The organism is Cupriavidus sp. FW216-B1 (assembly GCF_058789195.1).
Window position 1 is genome coordinate 43,497 of record NZ_JBYTEL010000021.1, and the last position, 25,412, is coordinate 68,908.

Here is a 25,412-nt window from a genome sequence, read left to right on the forward strand (position 1 = left end):
CGCCTGGCCGGCAATGTATCGGCCAGGTGCCGACGAGGCCGCGCCGCAGGCGGCCGGCCTCGTCCCCGCAAGTCCATGTTCTCCCAGCCCCGGAGCCACTGGCATGACGATAGTCCCCCCGCCCGCACCTGACCGGATGCCGGCATGAGCGCGAGCATCCGCATGATGAGGCCGCGCGCCGCGGCCGCGCCGCAGGGCGCGACCGACACGAACCAAGCCGCCGGAGCCGACGCGCCGCGCGCGTGGCAGGCCGCCGCGGCGCCGATCCTGAGCATCCGCGACCTGTCGGTCGCGTTCGGCGCCGGCGCCGCCGCCGTTCCCGCGCTGCGCGGCGTCAGCCTCGAGCTGCACGCGGGCCGCTGCCTCGGCATCGTGGGCGAGTCCGGCAGCGGCAAGAGCGTGACCTCGCTCGCCGTCATGGGCCTGCTGCCGCAGCCGGCCGCACGCATCACCGCCGGGCGCATCGAGTTCGAAGGGCAGGACCTGCTGGCCATGTCCGCCGCGCAGCGGCGGCTGCGGCGCGGCCGCGCGATCGCGATGATCTTCCAGGACCCGATGTCGTCGCTGAACCCGGCCTTCACCATCGGCGACCAGATCGCCGAGTCGATCACCGCCCACGAAGCGGTCGACAGGCGCGAGGCCCGCCGCCGCGCCGTCGAGCTGCTCCGGCAGGTCCACATTCCGTCCGCCGAGCGGCGCTTCGACGACTATCCGCACCGCCTGTCGGGCGGCATGCGCCAGCGCGTGATGATCGCGATGGCGCTGGCCTGCAACCCGCGGCTGCTGATCGCCGACGAGCCCACCACGGCGCTCGACGTCACCGTGCAGGCGCAGATCGTCGAGCTGCTGCACGAGATCCGGCAGGAGCGCGGCACCGCCATCGTGCTGATCTCGCACAACCTCGGGCTGGTGGCCGGGCTGGCCGACGACATCGCGGTCATGTACGCCGGGCGCGTCGTGGAGCACGGCCCGGCGCACCGCGTGATGGCGCATCCCGAGCACCCGTACACGGTCGGCCTGCTGGGCGCGGTGCCGCGCGCCGAGCCGGGCGACCAGCCGCTGGTCGCCATCGGCGGCAGCGTGCCCGACCTGCGCACGCTCGGCGCGGGCTGCGCGTTCCGCCCGCGCTGCCCGTTCGCGCTGCCCGACTGCGACACCGCGGCGCCCGCGCCGCGGCAACTGTTCCCCGGCCATCGCGCGGCCTGCCACGCGGCGCCGCTCGGAGACACGCCATGAATCCTGCCGCGCCGGATGCAATGACCACCACGGCCACCATGCCCGCCACGCCCGCCGCCGAGGCGCCCCTGCTGCGCGTGCGCGGCCTGAAGAAGCACTACAACGCGGGCGGCCTGTTCGGCCGGCGCGGCCGCGTCGCCGCGGTCGACGGCGTCTCGTTCGACATCGCCGCCGGCGAGACGCTGGGCCTGGTCGGCGAGAGCGGCTGCGGCAAGTCCACCGTCAGCCGGCTCATCCTGCGCCTCATGGATGCCAGCGCCGGCTCGGTGGCATTCCGCGGCACGGACCTGACCCGGCTCGGCCGCGCCGAGATGCACAACCACCGGCGCGACATCCAGCTGGTGTTCCAGGACCCGTTCAGCTCGCTCAATCCCAGCATGACCGTGCGCGAACTCGTGGGCGAGCCGCTGGTGGTGCACCGCGTCGACCTGCGCTCGGGCATCGAGCGGCGCGTGGCGGAGCTGCTGGCGATGGTCGGCCTGAACGCCTCGCACATGGACCGCTATCCCCACGAATTCTCGGGCGGCCAGCGCCAGCGCATCGGCATCGCCCGCGCGCTCGCGCTGGAGCCGCAGCTGATCGTGTGCGACGAGCCGGTCTCGGCGCTCGACGTGTCGGTCCAGGCGCAGGTGCTCAACCTGCTGCGCGCGCTGCAGCGGCAGACCGACGTCGGCATGCTGTTCATCTCGCACGACCTGATGGCGGTGCGCCACGTCGCCCACCGCGTGGCGGTGATGTACCTCGGCCGGCTGGTCGAGACGGCGCCCACCGGCGCGCTGTTCGGCGCGCCGCGCCACCCGTACACGCGCGCGCTGCTGGATGCCGTGCCGGCGCTGGAAGCCGGCCAGCGCCCGCGCATGGTGCTCGGCGGCGACCTGCCCAGCCCGCTCGATCCGCCGCCGGGCTGCAGCTTCCATCCCCGCTGCGCGTTCGCGACCGAGCTGTGCCGGCGCAGCGCGCCCGAGCTGGCGGCGGACGAGTCCGGCCACGGCTGCGCCTGCCATCACTGGCGCGAGCTGCCGCCGTGGCAGGGGCTGAGCCCGTCGCTGACGCAGCCGCCGGCGCCGCGGCTCGCGCGCCTGCTCGAGCGGTTCCGCCAGCCCGTCACGCCTGCCACGCCCGCCACGCCCGTGATGCCCGCCACGCCCGCCTGACCCGCCACCTCACCCGTCACCGCCCCCATCCAACCCGCCACCCCCGACATCCCATGCGCAAGCTCCCGTCTCTTCTCTTCCTCACGCTCGCCGCCTGCCTGGCGGGCCACGCCGCCGCCCAGGGCGTGCTGCGGATCGGCCTGAACGAGGACCCGGACACGCTCGACCCCACGCTCAACCGCCTCGCCACCGGCCGCCAGCCGCTGACCGCGCTGTGCGACAAGCTGTTCGACGTCAAGACCGACCTGACGCTCACGCCGCAGCTCGCCGCCGGCTACGAGATCGCCAAGGACGGCCTGTCCGTCACGCTCAAGCTGCGCCCCGGCGTGAAGTTCCACGACGGCGAGCCCCTCGACGCGCAGGCCGTGCGCTACAACATCGGCCGCCACATGCAGTTGCCGGGCTCGCTGCGCCGCACCGAGCTGAGCATGGTCGACCACGTCGACGTGGTCGACGCGGCCACCGTGCGCTTCGTGCTCAAGGCGCCGCAGGCCAACCTGCTGCTGTTCGGCCTGGCCGAGCGCGCCGGCATGATGGTCGCGCCGCAGGCCGCGCAGCGCCTGGGCGACCGCTTCGGCTCGCAGCCGGTGTGCGCCGGCGAATACCGCTTCGTCGAGCGCGTGCCGCAGGGCCGCATCGTGGTGGAGAAGTTCACCGATTACTGGGACGCCGCCCAGACCAAGGGCGATCCGGACCGCATCGAATACCTGCCCATCAGCGATTCCACCGTGCGGCTGTCGTCGCTGCGCTCGGGGCAGATCCAGATCGCCGAGCGGCTCACGCCGGCCGACCTGCCGCAGCTCGCCGGCGACGCGCGCGCGAAGATCGTGTCGGCGTCCGACCTCGGCTACCACTACATCCGCTACAACAGCGGCAACGGCGCGCGCGCCGCCACCTTCCGCGACGTGCGCGTGCGGCGCGCGGTGGACCTGGCGATCGACCGCAGGGTCCTGGTCAAGGCGCTCTTCAACGACCAGTACCTGGCCGGCAACCAGTTCGTCAATCCGAACAGCCGCTACTACGACAAGGCCCATCCGGTGCCCGCGCGCGACGTCGCCGCGGCGCGCCGGCTGCTGCAGGAGGCCGGCGTGCCGCGCCTGGCGTTCTCGCTGCTGGTGCCGCCCGAGCGCGAGCGCCAGGAGGCCGCGCAGATGATCCAGGCGATGCTGGCGGAGGCCGGCATCACCATGAAGATCGAGACCCAGGAAGACGCGGTCATGCTGCAGAACGCCCGCCGCGGCGACTTCGACGCGATCTTCAACTTCTGGAGCGGGCGCCCGCATCCGGACGGCAACATCTACGCGCACATCGCCTGCAGCGGGCCGCAGAACGACTCGAAGTTCTGCGACCCCGAGCTCGACAAGGTCATGGTGCAGGCCCGCGAGGCGACCAGCGACGGCGAGCGCGAGCGCCTCTACCGCCAGGTCAACGCGATACTGGCCACCGACTATCCGGTGTCGGTGCTGTGGCATCGCCGCACCTTCACCGGGCTGAGCACCAAGGTGTCGGGCTTCGTTCCGCACCCGGACAGCACCATCCGGGTCAAGGGCATCCGGCTCCAGCCCTAGGAACGCACGGCCATGAGATTCCTCCTGTTCATCGGCCGCCGCATCGCGCTGGCGCTGCCGACCGTGCTGATCCTGTCGACGCTGATCTTCCTGCTGCAGCGCATGCTGCCCGGCGACCCCGCGCTCGCGCTCGCCGGCGGCGAGGCGGTGGACGCGCGGATGCTCGACGAGATCCGCCACAAGTACGGCCTGGACCTGCCGGTCTACGTCCAGTACGGACGCTGGCTGGCCGGCGCGCTGCACGGCTACCTCGGCGTGTCCATGCGCAACGACATCGGCGTGAGCGAGCTGCTGGCCGGCAAGCTCGGCATCACGCTGCAGCTGGCGCTGGCGTCGATGGCGATCGCGCTGGCCATCGGCATTCCGCTGGGCATCGTCGCCGCCACGCGCAAGGGCCGGCTCGGCGACGCGGTGGCCAGCGGCCTCGCGCTGACCGGCATCTCGATCCCGCATTTCTGGCTCGGCATCCTGCTGGTGCTGGCGTTCTCGGTGCACCTGAACTGGTTTCCCGCGTCCGGCTACGTGCCGTTCCGCGAGGACCCGGTGCGCAGCGTGATGGGCTTCGTGCTGCCGTCGATCGTGCTGGGCACCGGCATCGCCGGCGTGCTGATGCGCCACATGCGCAGCGCCATGCTGGACGCGCTGCAGGCCGACTACGTCCGCACCGCGCGCGCCAAGGGGCTGAGCGAATGGCGCGTGGTGCTGCGCCACGCGCTGCGCAATGCGCTGATGCCGGTGGTGACGCTGGGCGCGATCGAGTTCGGGCAACTGCTGGCCGGCGCCGTGCTGACCGAGCAGGTGTTCTCGATCCCCGGCTTCGGCAAGCTGCTGGTGGACAGCGTGCTCAACCGCGACTACCAGGTGGTGCAGGGGCTGGTGCTGGTGTCCTCGGTCATGTTCATCGCCGCGAGCCTGCTCGCCGACGTCCTGTATTTCGTCATCAACCCGCGCCTGAGGACCTGACGATGCCGACCATCGCCCCGCAACTGCCGCGCCCGGCCGCGGCCCGCCGGAAAAGTCGCCCGCAGAGCCGCCCGCAGAGCCGCCTACGCTCGGCCGGCCGGCGCCTGCTGCGCAGGCCGTCGAGCGTGCTGGCCGGCGCCGCCATCCTGCTGTTCGTGCTGGCCGCCGTGCTGGCGCCGTTCCTGGCGCCCTACGATCCGCTGCAATCCGATTTCCTGATGATCCGCAAGGCGCCCTCCGCGCTGCACCTGCTCGGCACCGACGAGGTCGGGCGCGACGTGCTGTCGCGGCTGATCTGGGGCGCGCGCGCGTCGCTGCTGGCGGGTTTCCTGCCGGTGCTGGTGGCGTGCGCCGTGAGCGTGCCGCTGGGCGTGGCGTGCGGCTACGCGGGCGGCTGGCTCGACATGCTCGTGATGCGCGTGACCGACGCGATGCTGGCGGTGCCGTTCCTGATCGTGGCCATCGCGCTGGCCGCCTTCCTCGGGCCGGACCTGCGCAATTCGATCCTCGCCATCGGCGTGGCGGCGCTGCCCACGTTCCTGCGCCTGGCGCGCGCCGCGGCCATGACGATCCGCGCCGAGGACTACGTGGAGGCCGCGCGTGCCGTGGGCGCCTCGCCGCTGCGCATCGCGCTGCGCCACATCCTGCCCAACATGCTGCCGCCGCTGTTCGTGCAGGCCAGCATCACCGCCGCCGCGGCCGTCATCGCCGAGGCCTCGCTGTCGTTCCTCGGCCTCGGGCAGCAGCCGCCCGCGCCGTCGTGGGGCAGCACGCTCAACGCGGCCCAGCAGTACATGACCACGGCGCCGTGGATGGCGATCGCGCCGGGCGCCATGATTTTCGTGCTCGTCATCTCGCTGAACGTCTTCGGAGACGGGCTGCGCGACGCGCTGGACACCCGGCGCCGATGACTTCCAGATCCCCCTTACCAGAACGGAGAACCGAAATGCAGGCAACAGTCTGGACGCAGCCCGTCGCCACCCCGCAGGCGTGGCGCCGTGCCGACCTGATCGACAGCGAGAGCTGGCAGTGGTGGCTGAGCGGCGCGGAACAGGACGAGATCGCCGCGGCGCTGCGCCACGCGCAGGCCGGCGGCGTGCCGATGCTGCACTGGCAGCAGCGCGACTTCCCGCTCGGCGCGCTGCGCGAGCGGCTCGCCGCCCTCGCCGCCGAGGTGCGCGACGGCATGGGCATCGTGCTGCTGCGCGGCCTGGACATCGCCGGCTTCAGCGACGAAGAGGTCTGCATGATCTACTGGGGGATCGGCCTGTACCTGGGCGAGCCGCTCGGCCAGAACCCGAAGGGCGACCTGCTCGGCCACGTGTTCGACCAGGGCCGCGAATACGGCCGCATCGACGTGCGCGGCTACGAGACCAGCGCCTACCTGCCGTTCCACACCGACCGCGCCGACCTGCTCGGCCTGATGTGCCTGCGCCAGGGCCTGTCGGGCGGGCGCAGCAGCTACGTCAGCGCGCTGTCGATCTACAACATCATCCTCGCCGAGCACCCGGAATACCTGGGCCTGCTCTACAACGGCTTCTACTACATCCGCCGCGAGGAGGCCCTCACCGGCAAGGGCGTGTCGGCGCTGCCGCTGCCCGTGTTCGGCCACGAGAACGGCGTGATCCGCTGCCGCTACATCCGCAACCAGATCAACGCCGGCGCCGAGAAGCGCGGCGTGCCGCTGACGCCGCTGGAGCGCGAGGCGCTCGACTTCTTCGATGCGCTGACGCAGCGCGAGGACCTGCGCGTCGACTTCACGATGGCGCCGGGCGACATCGCCTTCTGCAACAACCTGACCATGCTGCATTCCCGCACCGGCTTCGTCAACGGACCGGAGCGGCACCAGCAGCGCCACATGCTGCGGCTGTGGCTGCGTTTCCACCAGCCGTGGCCCATCTCCAGCCTGTTCGGCGAGGACGGCAACTACGTCCTGCACGAACGCGGCGCCGTGGTCTCGACACAGACCTGAGCGCGCGGCCGTCGTCCGACGGCGCAGACCGCTTCCCCGGCGCCGCGGGCGCCCGCGCCTGACCTCGCGGGCGTTCGCGGCGGCGGGGCGGGCGGTCCCGGGCACGTACCAGAAAGCATTGCCAGCCAGCTCGTGGCGCCATCGCGCGGCCACGGCGGGGAGCGCTCGCGCCTGCGCGGCGGTTCGCCACGTGCTGTCTGCCGGCGGCGCTTTCTGTTCGTCACGGGCAATCGCCGTGTCCGTCTCCTGGCCTGCCGCCCGCGGCGGGCCGGGACGCACACGGCCGGCGCCCGGTTTCGTTTGCTTCATTTGTTGTTCGCATCACGGGCATGGCGCCGCACGGAGAGGCATGCGTGCCCGTCCTTTTCGTACCACCTTACCTTCAGGAAATGAGCCATGAAAAAAACGATACTGATTGCCGCCGCCACCACGCTGGGCGGCCTGTCCGGGGCGCATGCGCAGACCAGCTCGGTCACGCTCTACGGCATCGTCGATGCCGGCCTGACCTACAACTCCAACGCCAAGGGCTCCAAGCAGTACCTGCTGACCAGCGGCAACGCCTCGGGCTCGCGCTGGGGGCTGCGCGGCACCGAGGATCTCGGCGGCGGCACGCAGGCGTTCTTCCGCCTGGAAAGCGGCTTCAGCTCGATCAACGGCACCAGCGGGCAGGGCGGCACGCTGTTCGGGCGCGGCGCCTACGTCGGCCTGTCCTCCACCCGCGCGGGCGCGGTCTCGCTCGGCCGCCAGGCGACCACGCAGTACGACTTCATCAGCCCGTTCACGTCCGGCGGCACGTGGGCCGCGTCCGGCATCGGCTACGGCACCCACGTGGGCGACGTCGACGCGCTGGACAACTTCAACCGCATCAACAGCGCGATCAAGTACCTGAGCCCGACCTTCGGCGGCATGCGTTTCGGCGCGAACTACAGCTTCGGCGGCGCGCCCGGCAGCGTCTCGCAGAACCAGACCTGGTCGTTCGGCGCGGACTATGCCTCCGGGCCGTTCTCGCTGGCCGCGGCGTACAACCAGGTCGACCGCCCCAACTTCTCGTTCTTCGGCAACAAGGCCAGCGACAGCGCGGTGAACAACAACATCACCAACGCCGCCATCTCCGGTTACGCGTCGGCCAAGACCCAGCAGATCTTCGCCGCCGCGGCGGCCTACGAGCGCGGCCCGGCCAGGCTCGCCGTGACCTACACCAACACGCGCTTTCGCAACCTGGGCGAGGTGGCGGTCGCCAACCTGAGCGCCGCGCAGAGCCGCTTCCGCGGCACGGCCGTGTTCGACATCGTCGAAGGCAACTTCACGTACCAGCTCACGCCGGCGCTGCAACTGGGCGTGGCCTACACCTACACGCACAACAGCAATGCCGACAACCTGGACAGCGCGGTGTACCACCAGGTCAATCTCGGCGCGGACTATTTCCTGTCCAAGCGCACCGACCTGTTCGCCAACGCGTTCTACCAGCACGCCGGCGGGACCGACGCGTCGGGCGGCCGCGCGGTGGCGGCGATCACCGGCGCCACGGCGTCGACCAGCAACCACCAGCTGATCGGCCTGATCGGCATGCGCCACCGCTTCTAGCACCGGCGGCGCGCGGCGGCGCGGCAGCGGCCGCCGCGTGCCCGTTACCGTGCGCCGGCGTGCCGGCGACGTCATGTGGTGCACCTCCTATGCCTGATCGGAGTGCAGCGTGCCCTGCGACAAGGCACCGGCATCGTGCGGCGCGCGCGGTGCCGGCGCCGCGCCCGGGCGCGGCTGGCGCCTCGGCGCGCGCTCTGGCGCAAGGCAATTGCGTGGTACACCATATTTTTATCAGGAAGCGCGCGATACGGCTTTTCCGCCGGAAATTGGCATATCAATTGCTTTGATCCATCCGCCTGTCCTCATCGTTTTCATTGCGCCCGGCGCCCCCGCCGCTTGCATCGCTCGTCAGCGCTTTCCCCGCTGAAGCCACTCAACAACAACCGGACCCGCTATCTCGATGTCGAACCAAACCACGGACAACCACGGCACCCCCGCCCACGGCGCCACGCGCCGCCAGGTGCTGCGCGCCGGCGCGGCCGCCACTGCCGCGCTCGCCATGCCGGCGATCGTGCGCGCCCAGCCGAAGGTGCTCTACGTCAACTCGCAGGGCGGCTCCTGGGAAGCCGCCGCGCGCAAGAACCTCTTCGACCCGTTTACCAGGAAGACCGGGATCGAGATCAAGAGCGCGCCCGGCGCGTCGTTCGCCAAGCTCGCGCTGCAGGCCCGCACCGGCGTCTACGAGTTCGACATCCAGACCGTCGGCGCGCCCAACGTGGTGCAGGCGATGAAGCAGAACCTGCTCGAGCCGATCAACTACGGCATCTTCGGGCGCGACACGGTGCCCGCCGGCCAGATCCTCGATCACGGCGTCGGCAACCACGCCTACTCCACCAACATCTGCTTCAACACCACCCGCTACGCGCCCGGCTCGATCAAGACCTGGCAGGATTTCTGGAACGTCGGCAAGTTTCCCGGCCCGCGCTCGCTGGGCCGCGAGCTGTCGCAGACCATCGTGTTCGCGCTGCTGGCCGACGGCGTGCCGCGCGACAAGCTCTACCCGATCGACCTCGACCGCGCCTTCCGCAGCCTCGACAAGATCAAGCAGAGCACGCGCGTGTGGTGGACCACCGGCCCGCAGATCCGCGAGCTGCTCGGCGACGGCGAGGTGAACATGGCCTCGGTCTGGCATGCCCACGGCGTGGCCCTGCGCAAGACCGGCGCGCCGGTGGAGATCGTGTGGAACGAGTTCACCATGGACCGCACCTACTGGATCGTGTCGCGCGGCACGCCGCGCGCCGAATTCGCCTGGGAGTTCCTCAAGTTCGCGCTCGAGCCGAAGAACAACGCGGGCTTCTGCGTCGACGGCGCCTACGGCCCGCTCAACCCGGCCGCCTTCAAGTACGTCACGCCCGAGCAGGCCAGGAACATGCCGACCAATCCCGCCTACGCCAGCGGCGCGATCGAGTTCGACGCGCGCGGCATGGGCGACCTCATGACGCAGGCCGAGCGGCGCTTCCAGCGCTGGCTCCAGCAATAACCATGAGCGCCAACGCCCTCGAGCGTCCCAGCACGGCGAATGCCATCGTCGCGCTGGGTGTCGCCATCTTCATTCTCGCGCCCCTGCTGATCGTGGTGCCGATGTCGTTCAGCTCGGCGCATTCGTTCGAGTTCCCGCCGCCGAGCTACTGGCTCGGGCACTACCGCGCCTACTTCACCGCGGACTGGCTGCGGCCCACGCTGAACAGCTTCCTGATCGCGGTGGCGTCGAGCATCGTCACGCTGCTGGTGGCCACGCCCGCGGCGTTCGCCGTGTGCCGGCGCGAGTTCGGCGCGCGGCGCGCGCTGCAGATCATCCTGCTGCTGCCGATGCTGGTGCCCAGCATCATCATGGCGATCAGCTACTACTCGGTGTTCGGCGTGGTGGGCCTGAACCAGACCTACCTCGGGGTGATCCTCGCCCATACCTGCATCTCGATCCCGGTGGTGCTGACCGCGATGTCGGCGTCGCTGCGCAACCTGGACCGCAACCTGGAGCGCGCCGCGGCGATCTGCGGCGCGACGCAGGCGCAGACCTTCATGCTGGTGACGTTCCCGCTGCTGCGCCCGGCGTTCCTGATCGCGGCATTCTTCGCCTTCATCCATTCGTTCGACGAAGCGACGATCGCGCTGTTCATCTCCAGCCGCGAGGTCTCGACCCTGCCCAGGCGCATGTTCTCGAGCATCAACCTGGACGCCGATCCGGTGATCGCCGTCGCTTCCACCTTCATGATCGCCATCGCACTGACCGTGATGGTGGTGCTGACGTTCCTGTCACGACGCCGCCAGGCGGCGGAGGCCAGCCGATGACCACACCCAACGCCCAACAAGTCTCCGCCGTCGCCCCGGTGTCCGCGCGCGCGCGCAGCGGGGCCGCCGCGCGCGCGCGGCGCCTGCCGCGCGGCATCCCGACGTGGCTGCTGCTGCTGCCCGCGCTGGCCTACCTGCTCGCCACGTTCGGCGTGCCGCTGGCCAACACGTTCTGGACCAGCATCTCCGATCCGGAACTCAGCCTGGAGAACTACCGCCACATCTTCACCGACCCGATCTACCTGACGGTCTACCTGCGCACCGTGCTGGTGGCGCTGTCCGTCACCGTGCTGTGCCTGCTGCTCGGGTATCCGCTGGCGCACTACATGGCGCGCAAGGGCGGGCTGGTGGCGGCCTCGCTGCTGGCCGTCACCGGGCTGTGCTTCTGGATCAGCTTCCTGGTCAGGACCTTCGCGTGGACCGTGATCCTGGGCAACCGCGGGCCGTACACCGAGGTGGCCAGGTGGCTGGGCTTCGACCCGCCGCCGGTGCTGCTGTTCACCACGGCGGCGTCGCTGATCGCCATGACGCACATCCTGCTGCCCTACATGGTGCTCACGCTCTACGTGGTGATGTCCAAGCTCGACGTCAACCTGATCCGCGCCGCGCACAGCCTGGGCGCGAGCCGGCGGCAGACGTTCTGGAGCGTGGTCGCGCCGCTGTCGCTGCCGGGCGTCGTCAGCGGCTCGCTGCTGGTGTTCATCTTCTGCATCGGCTTCTACGTCACGCCGACGCTGCTGGGCTCGCCGCACGACATGATGATCGCCAGCCTGATCTCCAACGAGGTCGAGACGCTGCTCGATTTCGGCACGGCGTCGGCGCTGTCGATGGTGCTGCTCGCCGCCATCATGGCGATGCTGGCGCTCTACGACCGGCTGGTCGGCCTCGAGCGGATCACGGAATGAGGCGCACGGTGGATCATTCGGCAGACAGGGCGCAGCCCGACCTGACCCCGCTGCTGGCGCCGCGCAGCATCGCCATCGTCGGCGCGTCCGACCGGCCCGGCCCGTCGCAGCGGATCTTCGCCTCGCTGCGGGCGCTCGGCTTCGCCGGCGAGATCCACGCCGTCAACCCGGGCCGCAGCGAGGCCCTGGGCCGCGACTGCGCGCCTTCGCTGGCGGCGCTGGCCGCGCGCGGCAAGGTGCCCGACGTGGCGGTGCTGTGCGTCGCGCCCGAACGCGTGGCGGCGGCCGTGCTCGACGCCGCCGGGGCCGGCGTGAGGGGTGTGGTGTCCTACGCCAGCGGCGTCGGCCGCACCGCGCACGACGGGCGCGCTTCGCTCGACGTCATCGTGGAGGCCTGCGCGCGCGCCGGCATCGCGTTCTGCGGCCCGGACTGCATGGGCATACTCAACCCGGCCACGCGCTCGACCCTGTACCTGGGCGAGCTGCTCGACGCGGCGGCGGTCGGCGGCGACGTCGGCCTCATCACGCAGAGCGGGTCGATGGCGATCGGCCTGCTGACCGACGTGCGCCGCTTCGGCTACAGCCACGTCATCTCCACCGGCGCCGAGGCGGTGCTCACCGCCGCCGACTATCTCGCCGCGCTGGCCGACGATCCGGCCACGCGGGTCATCGCGCTGTTCCTCGAGGCCGTGCGCGACATGGACCGCTTCCTGGCGGCGCTCGACCACGCCCGCGCGCGCGGCAAGCCGGTGGTGGTGCTCAAGGTCGGCAAGACCGCGCAGAGCCGCGCCGCGGCGCTGGGGCACACCGGCGGCATCGCCGGCGACGCGCGCGTGTTCTCGGCACTGCTGGCCCGCCACGGCTGCATCGAGGCGGCCACGCTCGAGGAGCTGACCGAGACCATCGTCTGCCTGCGCGCGGCCAGGCTGCCGGCGGCGCCGGGCATCGGCATCGTCAGCCCGTCGGGCGGGCACGTGGAGTACGCGCTCGACACCGCCGCGCGCGCCGGCGTCGCGCTGCCGCCGATGCCGCCGGCGAGCCTCGCGCCACTGGCAGAGGTCATCGGGCCGGTGTCCGGGCCGGGCAATCCGGTCGATGCGTGGGGCAACGGCGATTTCGAAACCAACCTGCGCGCCGGGCTGGCGGCGTTCGCGGCGTCGCCCGACCACGGTGCCGTGGCGCTGGTCACGGACACCCTGGACGGCCAGCCGACGCGCCCGACCCGCTACGTCGACGCGCTGCTCGACATCGCCGCGACCGCCGACAAGCCGTTCTACCTGCTCAGCTCGCGCGCCGGCCTGTTCCGGCGCGAATATGCCGAGCGGCTCGCCGCGCACGGCGCGGCGCAATTGAGCGGCATCGAGCCCGCGCTGCGCGCGATCGGCCACGCGGCCGCGTGGCGCGCGGCGGTGGCGCGCCCGGCGCGCGCGCCGGCGGCCGTGCCCGGCATGTCCGGCATGTCCGGCGCGCCCGACGTGTTCGGCCAGTTGCCGCGCGGCGAAGGCTGGCTCAACGAAGCGCGCGCCAAGGCGTTCCTGCGCGCCTGCGGCCTGCCCACGCCGCGCGGCGCGCTGGCGGGCGCCGGCGACGCGCCGGCCGCCATCGCCGGCGAGATCGGCTTTCCGGTCGCGCTCAAGGTCATCGACGACCGCATCCCGCACCGCACGCCCTACGGCCTGCTGCAGCTCGACCTCGCCGATGCCGGCGCGGTTGAGCGCGCCGCCGCGCTGATGCGCGACCGGCTGGCGCGGCACTTCCCGCAATGCGTCGACGCGCCGCTGCTGGTCGAAGGCATGACCGCGGCCGGCATCGACCTGTTCGTGGCGGCCAGCACCGATCCCGAATGCGGCCCGATGCTGGTGATCGGCCTGGGCGGCTTCCTGCTGGAGGTGGTGCGCGACGTCGTCGCCGTGCCGCTGCCGCCGCGCGCAGGCGAGGTGGCCGCGCGGCTGGCCGACAGCGCCATCGGCCGCTTCCTGGCGAGCCGTTCCGGCGACCTGTTCGGCGGCGTCGCCGCGCTCGCGCGCCTGGCCGAGACCATCGGCGACCTCTACGTGGCGGCGGCCGGGCGGCTGTCGCTGATCGAACTCAACCCCGTGCGGCTGGTGGCCGGGGCTGACCAACCCGTGATTCTCGACGCGCTGATCGCAACCGGCGCGCCCCGCTCATGACCGATACCCTCCTTGCCGAAACGCGGGGGCCGCTGCTCGTCCTCACGCTTAACAAGCCCCACAAGCTCAACGCGCTCGACGCGGGCATGCTGGCCGAGATGGCGGCGCGGGTCCGCGCCGCGGACCTGGACCGGTCCGTCGCGGCCATCGTCATCCGCGGCACCGGGCGCGCGTTTTCCACCGGCTTCGACATGACCGCGGGCGGCGCCGCGGGCGAGGCCGGCGCGCGGCTGCGCGCCAACCTGGAGAGCTTCCTGGCCGTGTGGCACGCGCGCAAGCCGGTGGTGGCGGCGGTGGACGGCTACGCGCTGGGCGCCGGCTGCATCCTCGCCAACCTGTGCGACTTCATCTTCGCGTCGGAGCGCTCGGTCTTCGGCGAGCCGGAGATCCGCTACTGGAACCCGGCGTCCGTCACCATCCTGCCGTGGGTGGTCGGCATCCGCCGCGCCAAGCAGCTGCTGTTCTACGGCAAGAACCTCGATGCCCGCACCGCGCTGGCGTGGGGCATGGTGACGGAGGTGCTGCCCGACGAAGGGTTCGCCGAGGCCGTGCTCGACGCGGTGCGCCCGCTCGCCCATCTGCATCCGGACGGCGCCGCCGCGCTCAAGCGCTCGATCAACGGCGGCATGGAGATCGCCGGCTTCCTCGACGCGCTGCGCGCGGGCTGCGAGGAAATCATCCCGCTCTACGAGCCGGACTCGCGCGCCCGCGCGGCCTACCAGGCCGGGGTCGCGCAGCGCGGCTTCAAGGAATACATCCGCTATCGCGACGAATTATTAAGGAACTGAATCCGATGTCACATTTGCAGCTAGTAGGCGTATCGAAGCGCTACGGCGCGGTGCAGGCCGTGATCGATGCCGCGCTGGAAGTGCAGGACGGCGAGTTCGTCAGCCTGCTCGGCCCCAGCGGCTCCGGCAAGACTTCCACGCTGATGATGATCGCCGGTTTCGAGGAACCGAGCGAAGGCAGCATCCTGCTCGGCGGCCAGCATGTCGAGAACGTGCCCTCCAACCGGCGCGACATCGGCATGGTGTTCCAGAGCTATGCGCTGTTCCCGCACCTGAGCATCGCCGAGAACGTGGCCTTCCCGCTCAAGGTGCGGCGGCGCCCGGCCGCCGCCATCGACGCGGCCGTCAAGCGCGTGCTGGCCCTGGTCGGGCTGGCCGACAAGGCGGACCGCAAGCCCAAGCAGCTCTCCGGCGGGCAGCAGCAGCGCGTGGCGCTGGCGCGCGCGCTGGTCTACGAGCCCAAGCTGCTGCTGCTCGACGAGCCGCTCAGCGCGCTCGACAAGAACATGCGCGAGCAGATGCAGATCGAGCTGCGGCGCATCCACCAGCAGGTCGGCATCACCACGCTCTACGTGACCCACGACCAGAGCGAGGCCATGACGCTGTCCGACCGCATCGTGGTGTTCAACCACGGGCGCATCGAGCAGGTCGGCACGCCGCTGGACGTGTACGCGCATCCGGCCAGCCGCTTCGCGGCCACCTTCATCGGCGACAGCAACATCTTCGACGGCCGGCCCGGCGCGTCGCCCGGCGAGCTGCTGGCCGAGGGCGGCTTCACGGTCCGCGCGTCGCGGCCGCTGGCGGCGGACCGGTCGGGCCAGGCCTGCCTGCTGGTGCGGCCGGAGGACATCCACATCGGCCAGCCGCCAGAGGGCGCGGTGGCGAACACGCTGGTGGCGCGGGTCAGCAGCGTGCTGAACATGGGCTCGGGCCTGCTGGTGATCGCCCAGCACGGCGGGCGCGAGCTGCGCGTGCGCGCGCCGGTGTCCGCGCTGGCCTCGGCCGGCGAGGGCGCCTCGATTCCGCTGTGGTGGACCCCGGAGAGCACCTGGCCGATTCCGCCGGCGGCGACCCACTGAGACAACCGCCCGCTCGCGGGTACAACCACGAAACCACCAAGAGGATCTCCATGCGTTCGAACCAACGCCCAGACCAGATGAAGCTGGGCGCCTTCTTCCATCCCACGGGCCATCATGTGGCCGCGTGGATGCACCCCGGCTCGCAGATCGACGCCGGCACCAACTTCCAGCATTACGTCAAGCTGGCGCAGACCGCCGAGCGCGGCAAGTTCGACCTGATGTTCCTGGCCGACAGCCTGGCCGTGCGCGACGCCTCGCGGGAAGCGCTCAGCCGCTGGCCGCAGTACGCCGTCTACTTCGAGCCGCTCACGCTGCTGTCGGCGATCGCCGCCGTGACCGAGCACCTGGGGCTGGTGGCCACCGCGTCGACCAGCTACAGCGCGCCCTACAACGTGGCCCGCGCCTATGCCTCGCTCGACCACATCAGCGGCGGCCGGGCCGGCTGGAACGTGGTCACGTCGGGCGGCGCGGCGGCGGCGGCGAACTTCGGCCGCGTGGACTACGCGCACGACGAGCGCTACGGCCGCGCCGTGGAGTTCGCCGAAGTAGTGCTCGGCCTGTGGGATAGCTGGGACGACGACGCCTTCGTGCGCGACCGCGCCAGCGGCCGCTACTTCGACCCGGACAAGGTCCACACGCTCGGCCACGAGGGCGAGTTCTTCTCGGTCAGGGGACCGCTCAACGCCGCGCGCCCGCCGCAGGGCCATCCGGTGCTGTTCCAGGCCGGCGGCTCGCCGCCGGGGCGCGAACTGGCCGCGCGGCTGTGCGAGGCGGTGTTCACGCCGCTGCACACGCTCGATGCCGCGCAGTCGTTCTACCAGGACGTCAAGAGCCGCATGGCCAGGTTCGGGCGCACGCCGGACCAGCTCAAGATCATGCCGGGGCTCAATCCGGTGGTCGGCCGCACGACCCGGGAAGCGCAGGAAAAGCACGAGTACCTGCAATCGCTGATCCATCCCGACGTGGGCTTCGAGGTCCTGTCGAACGCGCTGGGCGGCTATGACCTGTCGGGCTGCGATCCGGACGGCCCGCTGCCGGCCGAGCTCGACACCATGCACACCGAAGGCGGGCAGACCCAGTTCAAGAACGTGCTGGGCTGGGCGCGCAACGAGAACCTGACCATCCGCCAGCTCTACGAGCGCTTCGCCGGCGCGCGCGGCCAGCGCACGGTGATCGGCACCGGCGCGCAGATCGCCGACGAGATGCAGGCCTGGTTCGAAGCCTACGGCGTCGACGGCTTCCTGATCCAGCCGCCGTACCTGCCCGACGGCCTCGACGAATTCGTCGCCGAAGTCATTCCCGTCCTGCAGGAGCGCGGCCTGTTTCGCACCGAATACGAGGGCAAGACCCTGCGCGACAACCTCGGCCTGGCGCGGCCGGCCAGCCGCTACGCGGCGCAGGCCGAAGCCTGAGCGGCGGCGCGCGGGGGCGGGGCGGCCGATGCGCGCGGCCCCGCGGCCCTGTCGTCCCGTTGTCCCGTCGTCCTGTGGTGGGCATTGACGTGCGTCAAGGACTGGCCCGCCCGCGACGCAGATTGCGAATGGTCTGATTCCTCAAGCCGCCGCGCCGCGGTACTTTCACCGGATGCGCCGCTTGCGCCGGGTTTGCCGGCGGCCGCGGCATCCCGGGAGAGTGGACAGCTTGAAGACCAGACACACCAAACCGCAACTGGCCCGCACCGGCGGGGCCTATACCCGCACCGCGCAGGCGCTCCACTGGCTGATGGCGCTGATATGGCTGGCAAGCTGGGGCGTCGGCATGGTGGCCGCCCACGTGCCCGCGCTGAATCCGCAGCATGGCCTGACCGCGCTGCACAAGGCCGTCGCCACCAGCCTGCTGTTCCTGATCGTGATCCGCGTGGCATGGCGGCTCACGCATCCGGCGCCCGCCATGCCGGCCAGCATGAGCATGCCGATGCAGCGCGCGGCCCACCTCGGGCATTTCGTTCTCTATGCCGTGGCCCTGATCGCGCTGCCGCTGTCGGGCTGGTACTGGAGCTCGGTGTCGGGCCGCGCCGTGCAGTTCCTCGGCCTGCTGCCGCTGCCGCCGCTGGCGGCGCCGGACGCGGCCCGGCAGGACCTGGCCGGGACGGTCCACGTCCTGACCGCGTGGTGCTGCGGCGCGCTGGTCGCCGGGCATGTCCTGGCCGCGCTCAAACACCGCTTCATCGACAAGGATTCGGTCATGGCGGCCATGATGCCGGGGAGCAAGGGCTAGCGGCGCGGCGCGCCGCACACGCGACCGCGCGCGCGATCCGGCCCCGCGCGGCGCGGCGCACCGGCGCGGCCCGCCGCGCCTGCTCCGGGCGCCCGCCCGGAATTCGGCATGCGCCCGGGTTGGCTGGCTTTGTGTTTGCTACACTGCCTGCCAAACATCCCGGTTGAAGCCAATGAACGCCCAAGACGTCGTCACTTTCCTGCAGACCAATCCCCAGTTCTTCGAAGACCACGCCGAGCTGCTGGCCTCCGTGCAGCTCACCAGCCCGCACAGCCACCGCGCGGTGTCGCTGCAGGAGCGCCAGATGGAAATCCTGCGCGAGAAGAACAAGGGCCTGGAGCTGAAGCTGGCGGACCTGGTGCGCCACGGCCACGACAACGACCGCACGCAGCAGCGCATGCATGCGTGGCAGTTGCGCCTGCTGGCCGAGGTGGATTCGCACGCGCTGCCGTATGCGGTACAGGACGGCCTGCAGCAGGTGTTCGAGGTGCCCGTGGTGGCGCTCAAGCTGTGGCACGTGGCCGAAGGCTACGCGCACATGGAGGTCACGCAGGGCGTGAGCGAGGACGTGCGCCTGTTCGCCGAGGGCCTGCGCGCGCCGTACTGCGGGCCCAACAGCGGCTTCGAGGCGGCGGCCTGGCTGGAGCGCGACGACATCGCCTCGCTGGCGATGGTGACGCTGCGCGTGCCGTCGCGCGAGCCGGGCACGCTCGGCGCGGCGTTCGGCCTGCTGGTGCTGGGCTCGCCCGAGGCGCGGCGCTTCCATGAAGGCATGGGCACCGCCTACCTCGCGCAGATCGGCGAGGTGGCGGGCGCCGCGCTCAACCGCCTGCGCGACTGACGCCGCCATGTCCCGCGAGCGCACCGGAGCCGCGCCGTGACGCGCAAGGCCGCGCCCGGGGCGGCCATCGCGCCGCCGGCCGCGAAGCCGGCGCCGGACCCGCTGGTGCTGCGCTATCTCGAATGGCTGGCCAGCGGGCGCAAGCTGGCGGCCCACACGCTTTCCAGCTACGGCCGCGATCTCTCCGTGCTGCAGGAATACGCGCAGCGCTTCGCGCCGGGCTGCGCGCTGCTGTCGCTGCAGAACCATCATATCCGTGGCTTTGCCGCGCGCCTGCACGGCGGCGGGCTGGCCGGCACCAGCATCGCGCGCACGCTGTCGGCGTGGCGCGGCTTCTACCTGTGGGCGGCGCGCCACGGCCTCGGCGTGCAGGCCAACCCGGTCGACGGCGTGCGCGCGCCGAGGTCGGGCCACCGGCTGCCCAAGGCGCTGTCGGTGGAGCACGCGGTGGCGCTGGTCTCGTACCAGGGCGGCGAGGGCGCGGAGGACGTGCGCGACCGCGCCGTCCATGAGCTGTTCTATTCCAGCGGCCTGCGCCTGTCCGAGCTGGTGCAGCTCGACCAGCGCTACGCCGAGGACGGCGAATACCGCTCGGCCGGCTGGATCGACATGGACGGCGCCGAGGTCACGGTGATCGGCAAGGGCTCGCGCCGGCGCACGGTGCCGGTCGGCAGCAAGGCGATGGAGGCGCTGCGCGCGTGGCTGGCGGTGCGCGCGCAGATGCTGCGCCCGGGCGCGCCGCCGGAGGACGCGCATGCGCTGTTCCTGAACCCGCGCGGGCGGCGCCTGCCGGCGCGCACGGTGCAGCTGCGCATCAAGCAGCAGGCCATCCGCGCCGGCGTGCCGGCCGACGTGCATCCGCACATGCTGCGGCATTCGTTCGCCACCCACGTGCTGCAGTCCTCGGGCGACCTGCGCGCGGTGCAGGAAATGCTGGGCCACGCCAGCGTGGCCACCACGCAGATCTACACCGCGCTCGACTTCCAGCACCTGGCCAAGGTCTACGATAAGGCGCATCCGCGCGCGGGCAGGGCGCAGGCTGCGCCCGCGCCGGCCGCTTCCGCCGATCCCGACGCGGACGCGGAACCGGGCGGCGGCTGAGCGCGGCTAGGGCGCGTCGGTCTTGTCCCTGGTGCCGGCCTTGTCCGCCGTCTTGTCCGCTGCCTTGTCCGCTGCCTTGTCCGCCGCTTTGTCCGCCTTGTCTCCCCACTGCGCCAGGATGGCGCGGAACGCTTCCATCTCCGGCAGCAGCCACGCGCGGAAGGCCTTCACCTTGGGCGCCTCGAGCATGCCGGGCGAACACACGAAGTAGAGCAGCCACGGGCACGTGATGCTGACGTCGAACAGCCGCACCACGCGCCCCGACAGCAGGTCGTTGTAGGCCAGCGAGGAGCGGATCAGCGCGATGCCCTGGCCGGCGGCGGCGGCCTGCAGCAACAGCGAGGAATCCTCCAGCAGCAGGCCCTTGCGCGGCTCGGGCCAGTCCAGGCCGGCCGCGTCGAACCACGGTTTCCACGGGTCGCCTTCGCCGCGCAGCAGCGGCATGCCGGCCATGTCGCGCGGGCGCGCCGGCAGCCTGCCGCCGTTGAAGGCCGGGCTGCAGACCGGGAAGAACACGTCGTCGAGCAGCTTTTCCACGTACAGGCCGGGATAGTCGCCGCTGCCCATGCGCAGCGCGATGTCCACCTCCTCGCGCGTGAAATCGACCAGGCTGTTGGACGACAGCAGCTCCACGTCCAGCTCGGGATGCTGCTCGATGAAGCTGCCGATGCGCGGCGTGAGCCAGCGCGCCGCGAACGAGGGCATGGTGCTGATGGTGAGGCGCTTGTCGCGGTTGCCGGCCTGCAGCGCGCGGGTTGCGTCGGCGATCTCCAGCAGCGCCTCGCGCACGCGCATGGCGTAGGCGCGCCCGCCCGGCGTGAGGCTCACGCGCTTGCCGTTGCGCTCGAACAGCGGCTGCCCGAGCTCTTCCTCGAGCGCGCGGATCTGGTGGCTGACCGCGCCGTGGGTGACGAACAGCTCGGTGGCCGCGCGCGAAAAGCTCTCGTGGCGGGCCGCGGCCTCGAACGCGCGCAGCGCGGTCAGCGCCGGCAGGCGCGGCAGTTCGCGGTGCCAGCCGCGCGGCAGATCATTCTCCCAAGCTCGCTTCAACGCCATGACCGGCCTCGCCTTATGTGAGTTTCTCTAACAAGAACCGGGAAAATATATCGTTTTGGAAGGGCTTCGGCAATCACTAGAATGCAATGCATCGGTACTCCACCCCGCACCAGTTCCGCTGAAGCAGACGCTGCGCCCGACGGGCAAGCGCACGACGCGGCCGCCCATTCCGGGCCGGCGGGGACGCAGAGGCGCCGATGTCAGTGAAGGATGCCCAACATGAAAACATTGCTCACAACGACCCTGTTCACCCTGAGCCCGGGCGAAGTCACCTCGCTTTCCATCCGCGCCGCCCAGCGCCTGCGCGTGGAAGAGGCCGCCGGCATCGACCTGTGGGTCACCCGCGAAGGCGACTCCGAGGACCACTGGCTGCGCTGTGGCGGCAGCATGCTGCTCGAGCGCGGCGACGAGATCGTCCTGAGCATCGATCCGCGCGCCGCCGGGCCGGTGCGCCTGGCCCTGATCGCCGAGGCCCGCCGGCCGACCGCCAACGTGGCGCACCTGGTGGCGCGCATGGCGCGGCGCCTGGTTCGAGGGACCGAATGGACGCCCAACCAGGACCAGATCACGGCTTCCTGACCCGCGGCACCCGGGCGGGGCGGAGGACGCCCCGGCCGGCCGCGCGCGCGGCCACCTGCGGCTGGTGCACTCGCGCGACACCCGGGACGGCGGGCCGGCCTGACCTGGCCCGCGGCAAGACCCGGTGGCAAGACCCGCCGCAAGACCCGGCAGCGGGAAGGGGCGGCGCCCGTGGCGGCCGCCCCTTTTTCGTATTTTCGTTAAACTGCCGGGATGCAAGCGATCCAAGTCATCGAGCAGGGCCGCCAGGACTACCAGCCCTGTTTCGACGCGATGCGCGCCTACACCGCCGCTCGCACCGCCGAAACCCCCGACCAGATCTGGCTGGTGGAGCATCCCCCGGTCTACACGCTCGGCCAGGCCGGCGACCCGGCGCACCTGCTGGCGCCCGACGAGGCGATTCCCGTGGTGCGCATCGACCGTGGCGGGCAAATCACTTATCACGGCCCGGGCCAGATCGTGGCCTACCTGCTGCTGGACCTGCGCCGGCGTCACCTGATGGTGCGCGAGCTGGTCCATGCGATCGAGCAGGCCGTGCTGGACACGCTCGCGGCGTATAATCTCGCAGCCGAACGCAAGGCCGGCGCGCCGGGCATCTACCTTTCCGAAGGTCCGCACCGGGGCGCCAAGATCGCCGCGCTCGGGCTCAAGATCCGCAACGGCTGCAGCTATCACGGCGTCAGCCTCAACGTGCAGATGGACCTCGCGCCTTTCCTGCGCATCAACCCGTGCGGCTATGCCGGCCTGGAAACGGTCGACATGGCCACCGCGGGCGCCACCTACGCGGCGACCGATGCGGCGGGCGCGCCTCGCCTGCCCGTGAGCGCGGCCCAGCAGGCCGAGATCGCGCGGCGCCTCGCGGCGGCGCTGCGCGACGTACTGGCAGCGGCGCGCGAGCGCGCCGTGGCTGCCGGCCCCAACCCCGCCGCGGCCCTGGCCAACTAGTCACCCAGCCGAACATGCACGCACCGCGCGTGCGGAGAACACTATGAGCGACGCCCTGATCGCCTCTTCCAGCGAAGCCCCGCAACCCCAGGCGGAGCAGTACGACCCGACCCGCAAGCAGAAGTCCGCCGACAAGACCGCGCGCATCCCCATCAAGATCGTGCCGGCCGAGAAGCTCAAGAAACCCGAGTGGATCCGCGTCAAGGCGGCCACCGGCAATTCGCGCTTCTACGAGATCAAGGACGTGCTGCGCGCCAACAACCTGGTCACGGTGTGCGAAGAGGCGAGCTGCCCGAACATCGGCGAATGCTTCGGCAAGGGCACGGCCACCTTCATGATCATGGGCGACAAGTGCACGCGCCGCTGCCCGTTCTGCGACGTGGGCCACGGCCGCCCCGACCCGCTCGACGCCAACGAGCCGGGCAACCTGGCGCGCACCATCGCGCAGCTGCGCCTGAACTACGTGGTGATCACCAGCGTCGACCGCGACGACCTGCGCGACGGCGGCGCCCAGCATTTCGTCGACTGCATCACGCAGACGCGCGCGCTCTCGCCGGCCACCCGCATCGAAGTGCTGGTGCCCGACTTCCGCGGCCGCCTGGACAAGGCGCTGGACATCCTCCAGTCCGGCCCGCCCGACGTGATGAACCACAACATGGAAACCGTGCCGCGCCTGTACAAGCAGGCCCGCCCGGGCGCCGACTACGCGCACTCGCTCAAGCTGCTGCAGGAGTTCAAGCGGCGCAATCCGACCGTGGCCACCAAGAGCGGCCTGATGGTCGGCCTGGGCGAGACCGACGAGGAAATCCTCGAAGTCATGCGCGACATGCGCGCCCACGACATCGACATGCTGACCATCGGCCAGTACCTGGCGCCGTCGGGTCACCACCTGCCGGTGATGCGCTACGTGCATCCGGACACCTTCAAGATGTTCGAGGACGAAGCCTACAAGATGGGCTTCACGCACGCCGCCGTGGGCGCGATGGTGCGCAGCTCGTACCACGCCGACCAGCAGGCGCATCAGGCCGGCTTCGCTGACATTCCCAACGCTTAACGCGACTTAACAACGATCGGCGCGACTATACAACGATAAAAGCGACTGGGAGAGAGTGTGAGTCGGGCAATTCCGGCGATCAAGGAATTTCCGAAAGACGGTCGCATCTGGCGCCTGGACTGGTTTGGGGCCGTCGAGCGGAACTACGACATCCCCACCGAACCATACGTCCAGGTCGTCATTAGCCCTCTACGTCAGGGGGCAACCGACTACGCATCCAACAACTCCGTCGTCCACGACGACCGCAAGACGATCTTGATCGGGGTCGGGCAGTTCCCACTGCTGTCCATCGGTTCGCTATGGCAGGAAGGGCACTGCCTACCTGATCGGGCCGGGAAGGCTACGACGTTCGCAGATATAGAAATCTCGGATGATACGACCCGAGTCGTTTCGGCTAACCTGGTCGAAGATGGTCAGCAGCTTATCCCTTTCAACGCGCACCGCATTGGCGGCGCAGGTATGGGCAGCAAGTGCATAGCTATTTCCTGGAAGGGAGACCCATACGGCATGCTCATACCGATGGCCGAGATCGTGCGCTTCTATTACGCTACATCTACCGATCTCGCGCACGCGCTGTTCTCCGGTGCGTTTCGGCACGACCTCCATTCGCTGATCAACACCGCGGAAAGCGGTTTCGTTAAGGCCGAAGACAACTGCGTAATAAAGCTACGGCAACATCTTGCGGACGAGGACGGGTGGATAATCGGGCGCATATTGAATTCGGAGGAAGCGTGGCATGGCGCAACGCTCCTGCACGACACGCTCGTGAAGGAGTCTGTGAATCATCGAAGGGTTCACATGGAGACCAGCTTCCCGTTCAGCGGTGCGACTAACCTAACCGCGCACTTCAAGCCCATCATGTCCATGGGTAGGTGGAGGCATCTAGTGTTCGCAATCGATCGCTGCACCGCGCCATTCCCGTACAAGAACCTCACGATCCTCCGTGACAACGATAATCGTCAGGCCGATTCTTCAACAGATCTGCCGGAAGACGAGAAGCGACCGGCCTTCATGCAGGTTGCAAGTTCTCATCCCGGAAGCGAGAAGGCGCAACTGCAAAGTCAGCGGGAGGGAAGCAAAACCTTCCTGCCAGTCAAATTGACGCTCCCAACGGATCGTTTTGCCGACATCGCTGGGAAAGTGCCAGACAAGCCAATCAAAGAGCGCTGTCAGTACAAGAGCAGTGACATCAATACCTTTCGGCCTGCCACAGTTGGGGAGCTTAGCACTGGTGCTGGCGGTGGTGCCGAGCAGAATGTCGCCCGAGCCAAGGTGGTGGGAGCGTTAGCAAGGCGTGGTGGGCTGCCGCAGAGCTTCGAAGCATTTGTCTCCGTCATTGCCGAGCTGGATAAACTCCCCCGCGTATCGGCGGCAATTCGTTTGCCGGCCACCGGCACGGAGTTCATTCCTCTGTCGAAATCGTCGCGTATCAAGCAATGGTCGTATCTGGACTCTAGGACGAAAGCACGGCGACGGGTCATCGTCGCAGATGCCTGCGCCGAGACAGCGAATTTCTGCCTGATCGAATTCGAGTGGCGCAAGGGAGAGAGCTACAAGCTTGGCCTGGTGTCGAAGACCGACGCCACTCGACTCAGCAATGCAGAACTGCACGAGGTTTTGTTTTCACTGGCAAGGGCTGAAGGATGCTGGGAGAAGGCCAGAATTCCGAATGGGATGGATGTTCAAGCGCTAAAGCACACTTGGCCAACCATCGCCGACTGTGCCAGTAGTTTGCGCATGCGGATGACGGGCCGTACCTCGCGGATATCAGTGTCATCGCTATAGTGTTCAGAGCACGTCCGTCAGCCTGTCCTGAACGATATACAGCGATAATTCTGACGTCCGATGATGAGACGGAAGGGAAGGATGGGACCGTCGCACATTGCTAGGAGCACCCAGAATATGAATGG

22 protein-coding genes are annotated in these 25,412 nt (G+C 70.1%); 21 read left to right on the forward strand and 1 reads right to left on the reverse strand.

Features of this window, described 5'->3' with window-relative positions; genetic code table 11:
• Positions 1-144: 144 nt before the first annotated feature.
• The 17 genes from AC3WXD_RS28765 to AC3WXD_RS28845 all read left to right on the forward strand — a co-directional run bounded on the left by AC3WXD_RS28765 (position 145) and on the right by AC3WXD_RS28845 (position 19,868).
• Positions 145-1,236, forward strand: a complete 1,092-nt coding sequence (locus AC3WXD_RS28765; protein WP_492325176.1) for an ABC transporter ATP-binding protein — start codon at positions 145-147, stop codon at positions 1,234-1,236.
• The gene (locus AC3WXD_RS28770; RefSeq protein ID WP_454730713.1) at positions 1,233-2,390 is read left to right on the forward strand and encodes an ABC transporter ATP-binding protein; all 1,158 of its coding nucleotides are present in this window, start codon (positions 1,233-1,235) and stop codon (positions 2,388-2,390) included. The genes AC3WXD_RS28765 and AC3WXD_RS28770 overlap by 4 nt, the downstream gene beginning before the upstream one ends.
• Before the next feature lie 53 nt (positions 2,391-2,443).
• Positions 2,444-3,958, forward strand: coding sequence for an ABC transporter substrate-binding protein (locus AC3WXD_RS28775; protein WP_059414676.1), 1,515 nt, complete (start codon positions 2,444-2,446; stop codon positions 3,956-3,958).
• Between the two features lie 12 nt (positions 3,959-3,970).
• Entirely contained in the window at positions 3,971-4,921 is a 951-nt protein-coding gene (locus AC3WXD_RS28780) for an ABC transporter permease (protein WP_059414678.1), read from the forward strand.
• Positions 4,922-4,923: 2 nt separating this feature from the next.
• Positions 4,924-5,832 carry an ABC transporter permease gene (locus tag AC3WXD_RS28785; RefSeq protein ID WP_492325177.1) on the forward strand — a complete coding sequence of 303 codons (909 nt, stop codon included), beginning with the start codon at positions 4,924-4,926 and terminating at the stop codon, positions 5,830-5,832.
• A 35-nt stretch (positions 5,833-5,867) separates the two neighbouring features.
• Positions 5,868-6,893 carry a TauD/TfdA family dioxygenase gene (locus tag AC3WXD_RS28790; RefSeq protein ID WP_020205351.1) on the forward strand — a complete coding sequence of 342 codons (1,026 nt, stop codon included), beginning with the start codon at positions 5,868-5,870 and terminating at the stop codon, positions 6,891-6,893.
• A gap of 396 nt (positions 6,894-7,289) precedes the next feature.
• Complete coding sequence (locus tag AC3WXD_RS28795) at positions 7,290-8,477, forward strand: porin (protein WP_454730715.1); 1,188 nt, start codon at positions 7,290-7,292, stop codon at positions 8,475-8,477.
• A 400-nt stretch (positions 8,478-8,877) separates the two neighbouring features.
• Positions 8,878-9,957 carry a polyamine ABC transporter substrate-binding protein gene (locus AC3WXD_RS28800; RefSeq protein WP_020205353.1) on the forward strand — a complete coding sequence of 360 codons (1,080 nt, stop codon included), beginning with the start codon at positions 8,878-8,880 and terminating at the stop codon, positions 9,955-9,957.
• A 2-nt stretch (positions 9,958-9,959) separates the two neighbouring features.
• Entirely contained in the window at positions 9,960-10,766 is an 807-nt protein-coding gene (locus tag AC3WXD_RS28805; protein WP_492325178.1) for an ABC transporter permease, read from the forward strand.
• Positions 10,763-11,671 (forward strand): ABC transporter permease, encoded by a 909-nt coding sequence (locus tag AC3WXD_RS28810; RefSeq protein WP_059414684.1) that lies wholly within the window; start codon positions 10,763-10,765, stop codon positions 11,669-11,671. The genes AC3WXD_RS28805 and AC3WXD_RS28810 overlap by 4 nt, the downstream gene beginning before the upstream one ends.
• 8 nt (positions 11,672-11,679) lie before the next feature.
• Positions 11,680-13,842 (forward strand): acetate--CoA ligase family protein, encoded by a 2,163-nt coding sequence (locus AC3WXD_RS28815; protein WP_492325179.1) that lies wholly within the window; start codon positions 11,680-11,682, stop codon positions 13,840-13,842.
• Complete coding sequence (locus AC3WXD_RS28820; RefSeq protein WP_020205357.1) at positions 13,839-14,630, forward strand: enoyl-CoA hydratase/isomerase family protein; 792 nt, start codon at positions 13,839-13,841, stop codon at positions 14,628-14,630. The genes AC3WXD_RS28815 and AC3WXD_RS28820 overlap by 4 nt, the downstream gene beginning before the upstream one ends.
• A gap of 5 nt (positions 14,631-14,635) precedes the next feature.
• A complete protein-coding gene (locus AC3WXD_RS28825; RefSeq protein WP_454730717.1) occupies positions 14,636-15,709 on the forward strand; it encodes an ABC transporter ATP-binding protein in 1,074 nt (357 codons plus the stop codon).
• 50 nt (positions 15,710-15,759) lie between these two features.
• Complete coding sequence (locus AC3WXD_RS28830; RefSeq protein WP_155888230.1) at positions 15,760-17,121, forward strand: LLM class flavin-dependent oxidoreductase; 1,362 nt, start codon at positions 15,760-15,762, stop codon at positions 17,119-17,121.
• Positions 17,122-17,341: 220 nt separating this feature from the next.
• A complete protein-coding gene (locus tag AC3WXD_RS28835; RefSeq protein ID WP_492325180.1) occupies positions 17,342-17,926 on the forward strand; it encodes a cytochrome b in 585 nt (194 codons plus the stop codon).
• Between the two features lie 172 nt (positions 17,927-18,098).
• On the forward strand, positions 18,099-18,767 hold the full coding sequence (locus tag AC3WXD_RS28840; protein WP_020205361.1) for a DUF484 family protein: 669 nt from the start codon (positions 18,099-18,101) through the stop codon (positions 18,765-18,767).
• A gap of 36 nt (positions 18,768-18,803) precedes the next feature.
• A complete protein-coding gene (locus AC3WXD_RS28845; protein ID WP_492325181.1) occupies positions 18,804-19,868 on the forward strand; it encodes a tyrosine recombinase XerC in 1,065 nt (354 codons plus the stop codon).
• 6 nt (positions 19,869-19,874) lie between these two features.
• Here the strand turns inward: AC3WXD_RS28845 and AC3WXD_RS28850 are convergent, their stop codons facing one another.
• Positions 19,875-20,924, reverse strand: a complete 1,050-nt coding sequence (locus AC3WXD_RS28850) for a transcriptional regulator GcvA (RefSeq protein WP_492325182.1) — start codon at positions 20,922-20,924, stop codon at positions 19,875-19,877.
• 219 nt (positions 20,925-21,143) lie between these two features.
• Between AC3WXD_RS28850 and AC3WXD_RS28855 the strand changes: the two genes are divergently transcribed.
• The 4 genes from AC3WXD_RS28855 to AC3WXD_RS28870 all read left to right on the forward strand — a co-directional run bounded on the left by AC3WXD_RS28855 (position 21,144) and on the right by AC3WXD_RS28870 (position 25,287).
• Positions 21,144-21,503 (forward strand): DUF2917 domain-containing protein, encoded by a 360-nt coding sequence (locus AC3WXD_RS28855; protein WP_059414742.1) that lies wholly within the window; start codon positions 21,144-21,146, stop codon positions 21,501-21,503.
• 213 nt (positions 21,504-21,716) lie between these two features.
• On the forward strand, positions 21,717-22,448 hold the full coding sequence (gene lipB, locus AC3WXD_RS28860; RefSeq protein WP_492325183.1) for a lipoyl(octanoyl) transferase LipB: 732 nt from the start codon (positions 21,717-21,719) through the stop codon (positions 22,446-22,448).
• Between the two features lie 43 nt (positions 22,449-22,491).
• Positions 22,492-23,502 (forward strand): lipoyl synthase, encoded by a 1,011-nt coding sequence (gene lipA, locus AC3WXD_RS28865; RefSeq protein WP_492325184.1) that lies wholly within the window; start codon positions 22,492-22,494, stop codon positions 23,500-23,502.
• A gap of 57 nt (positions 23,503-23,559) precedes the next feature.
• Positions 23,560-25,287 (forward strand): hypothetical protein, encoded by a 1,728-nt coding sequence (locus AC3WXD_RS28870; protein WP_492325185.1) that lies wholly within the window; start codon positions 23,560-23,562, stop codon positions 25,285-25,287.
• Positions 25,288-25,412: the final 125 nt, after the last annotated feature.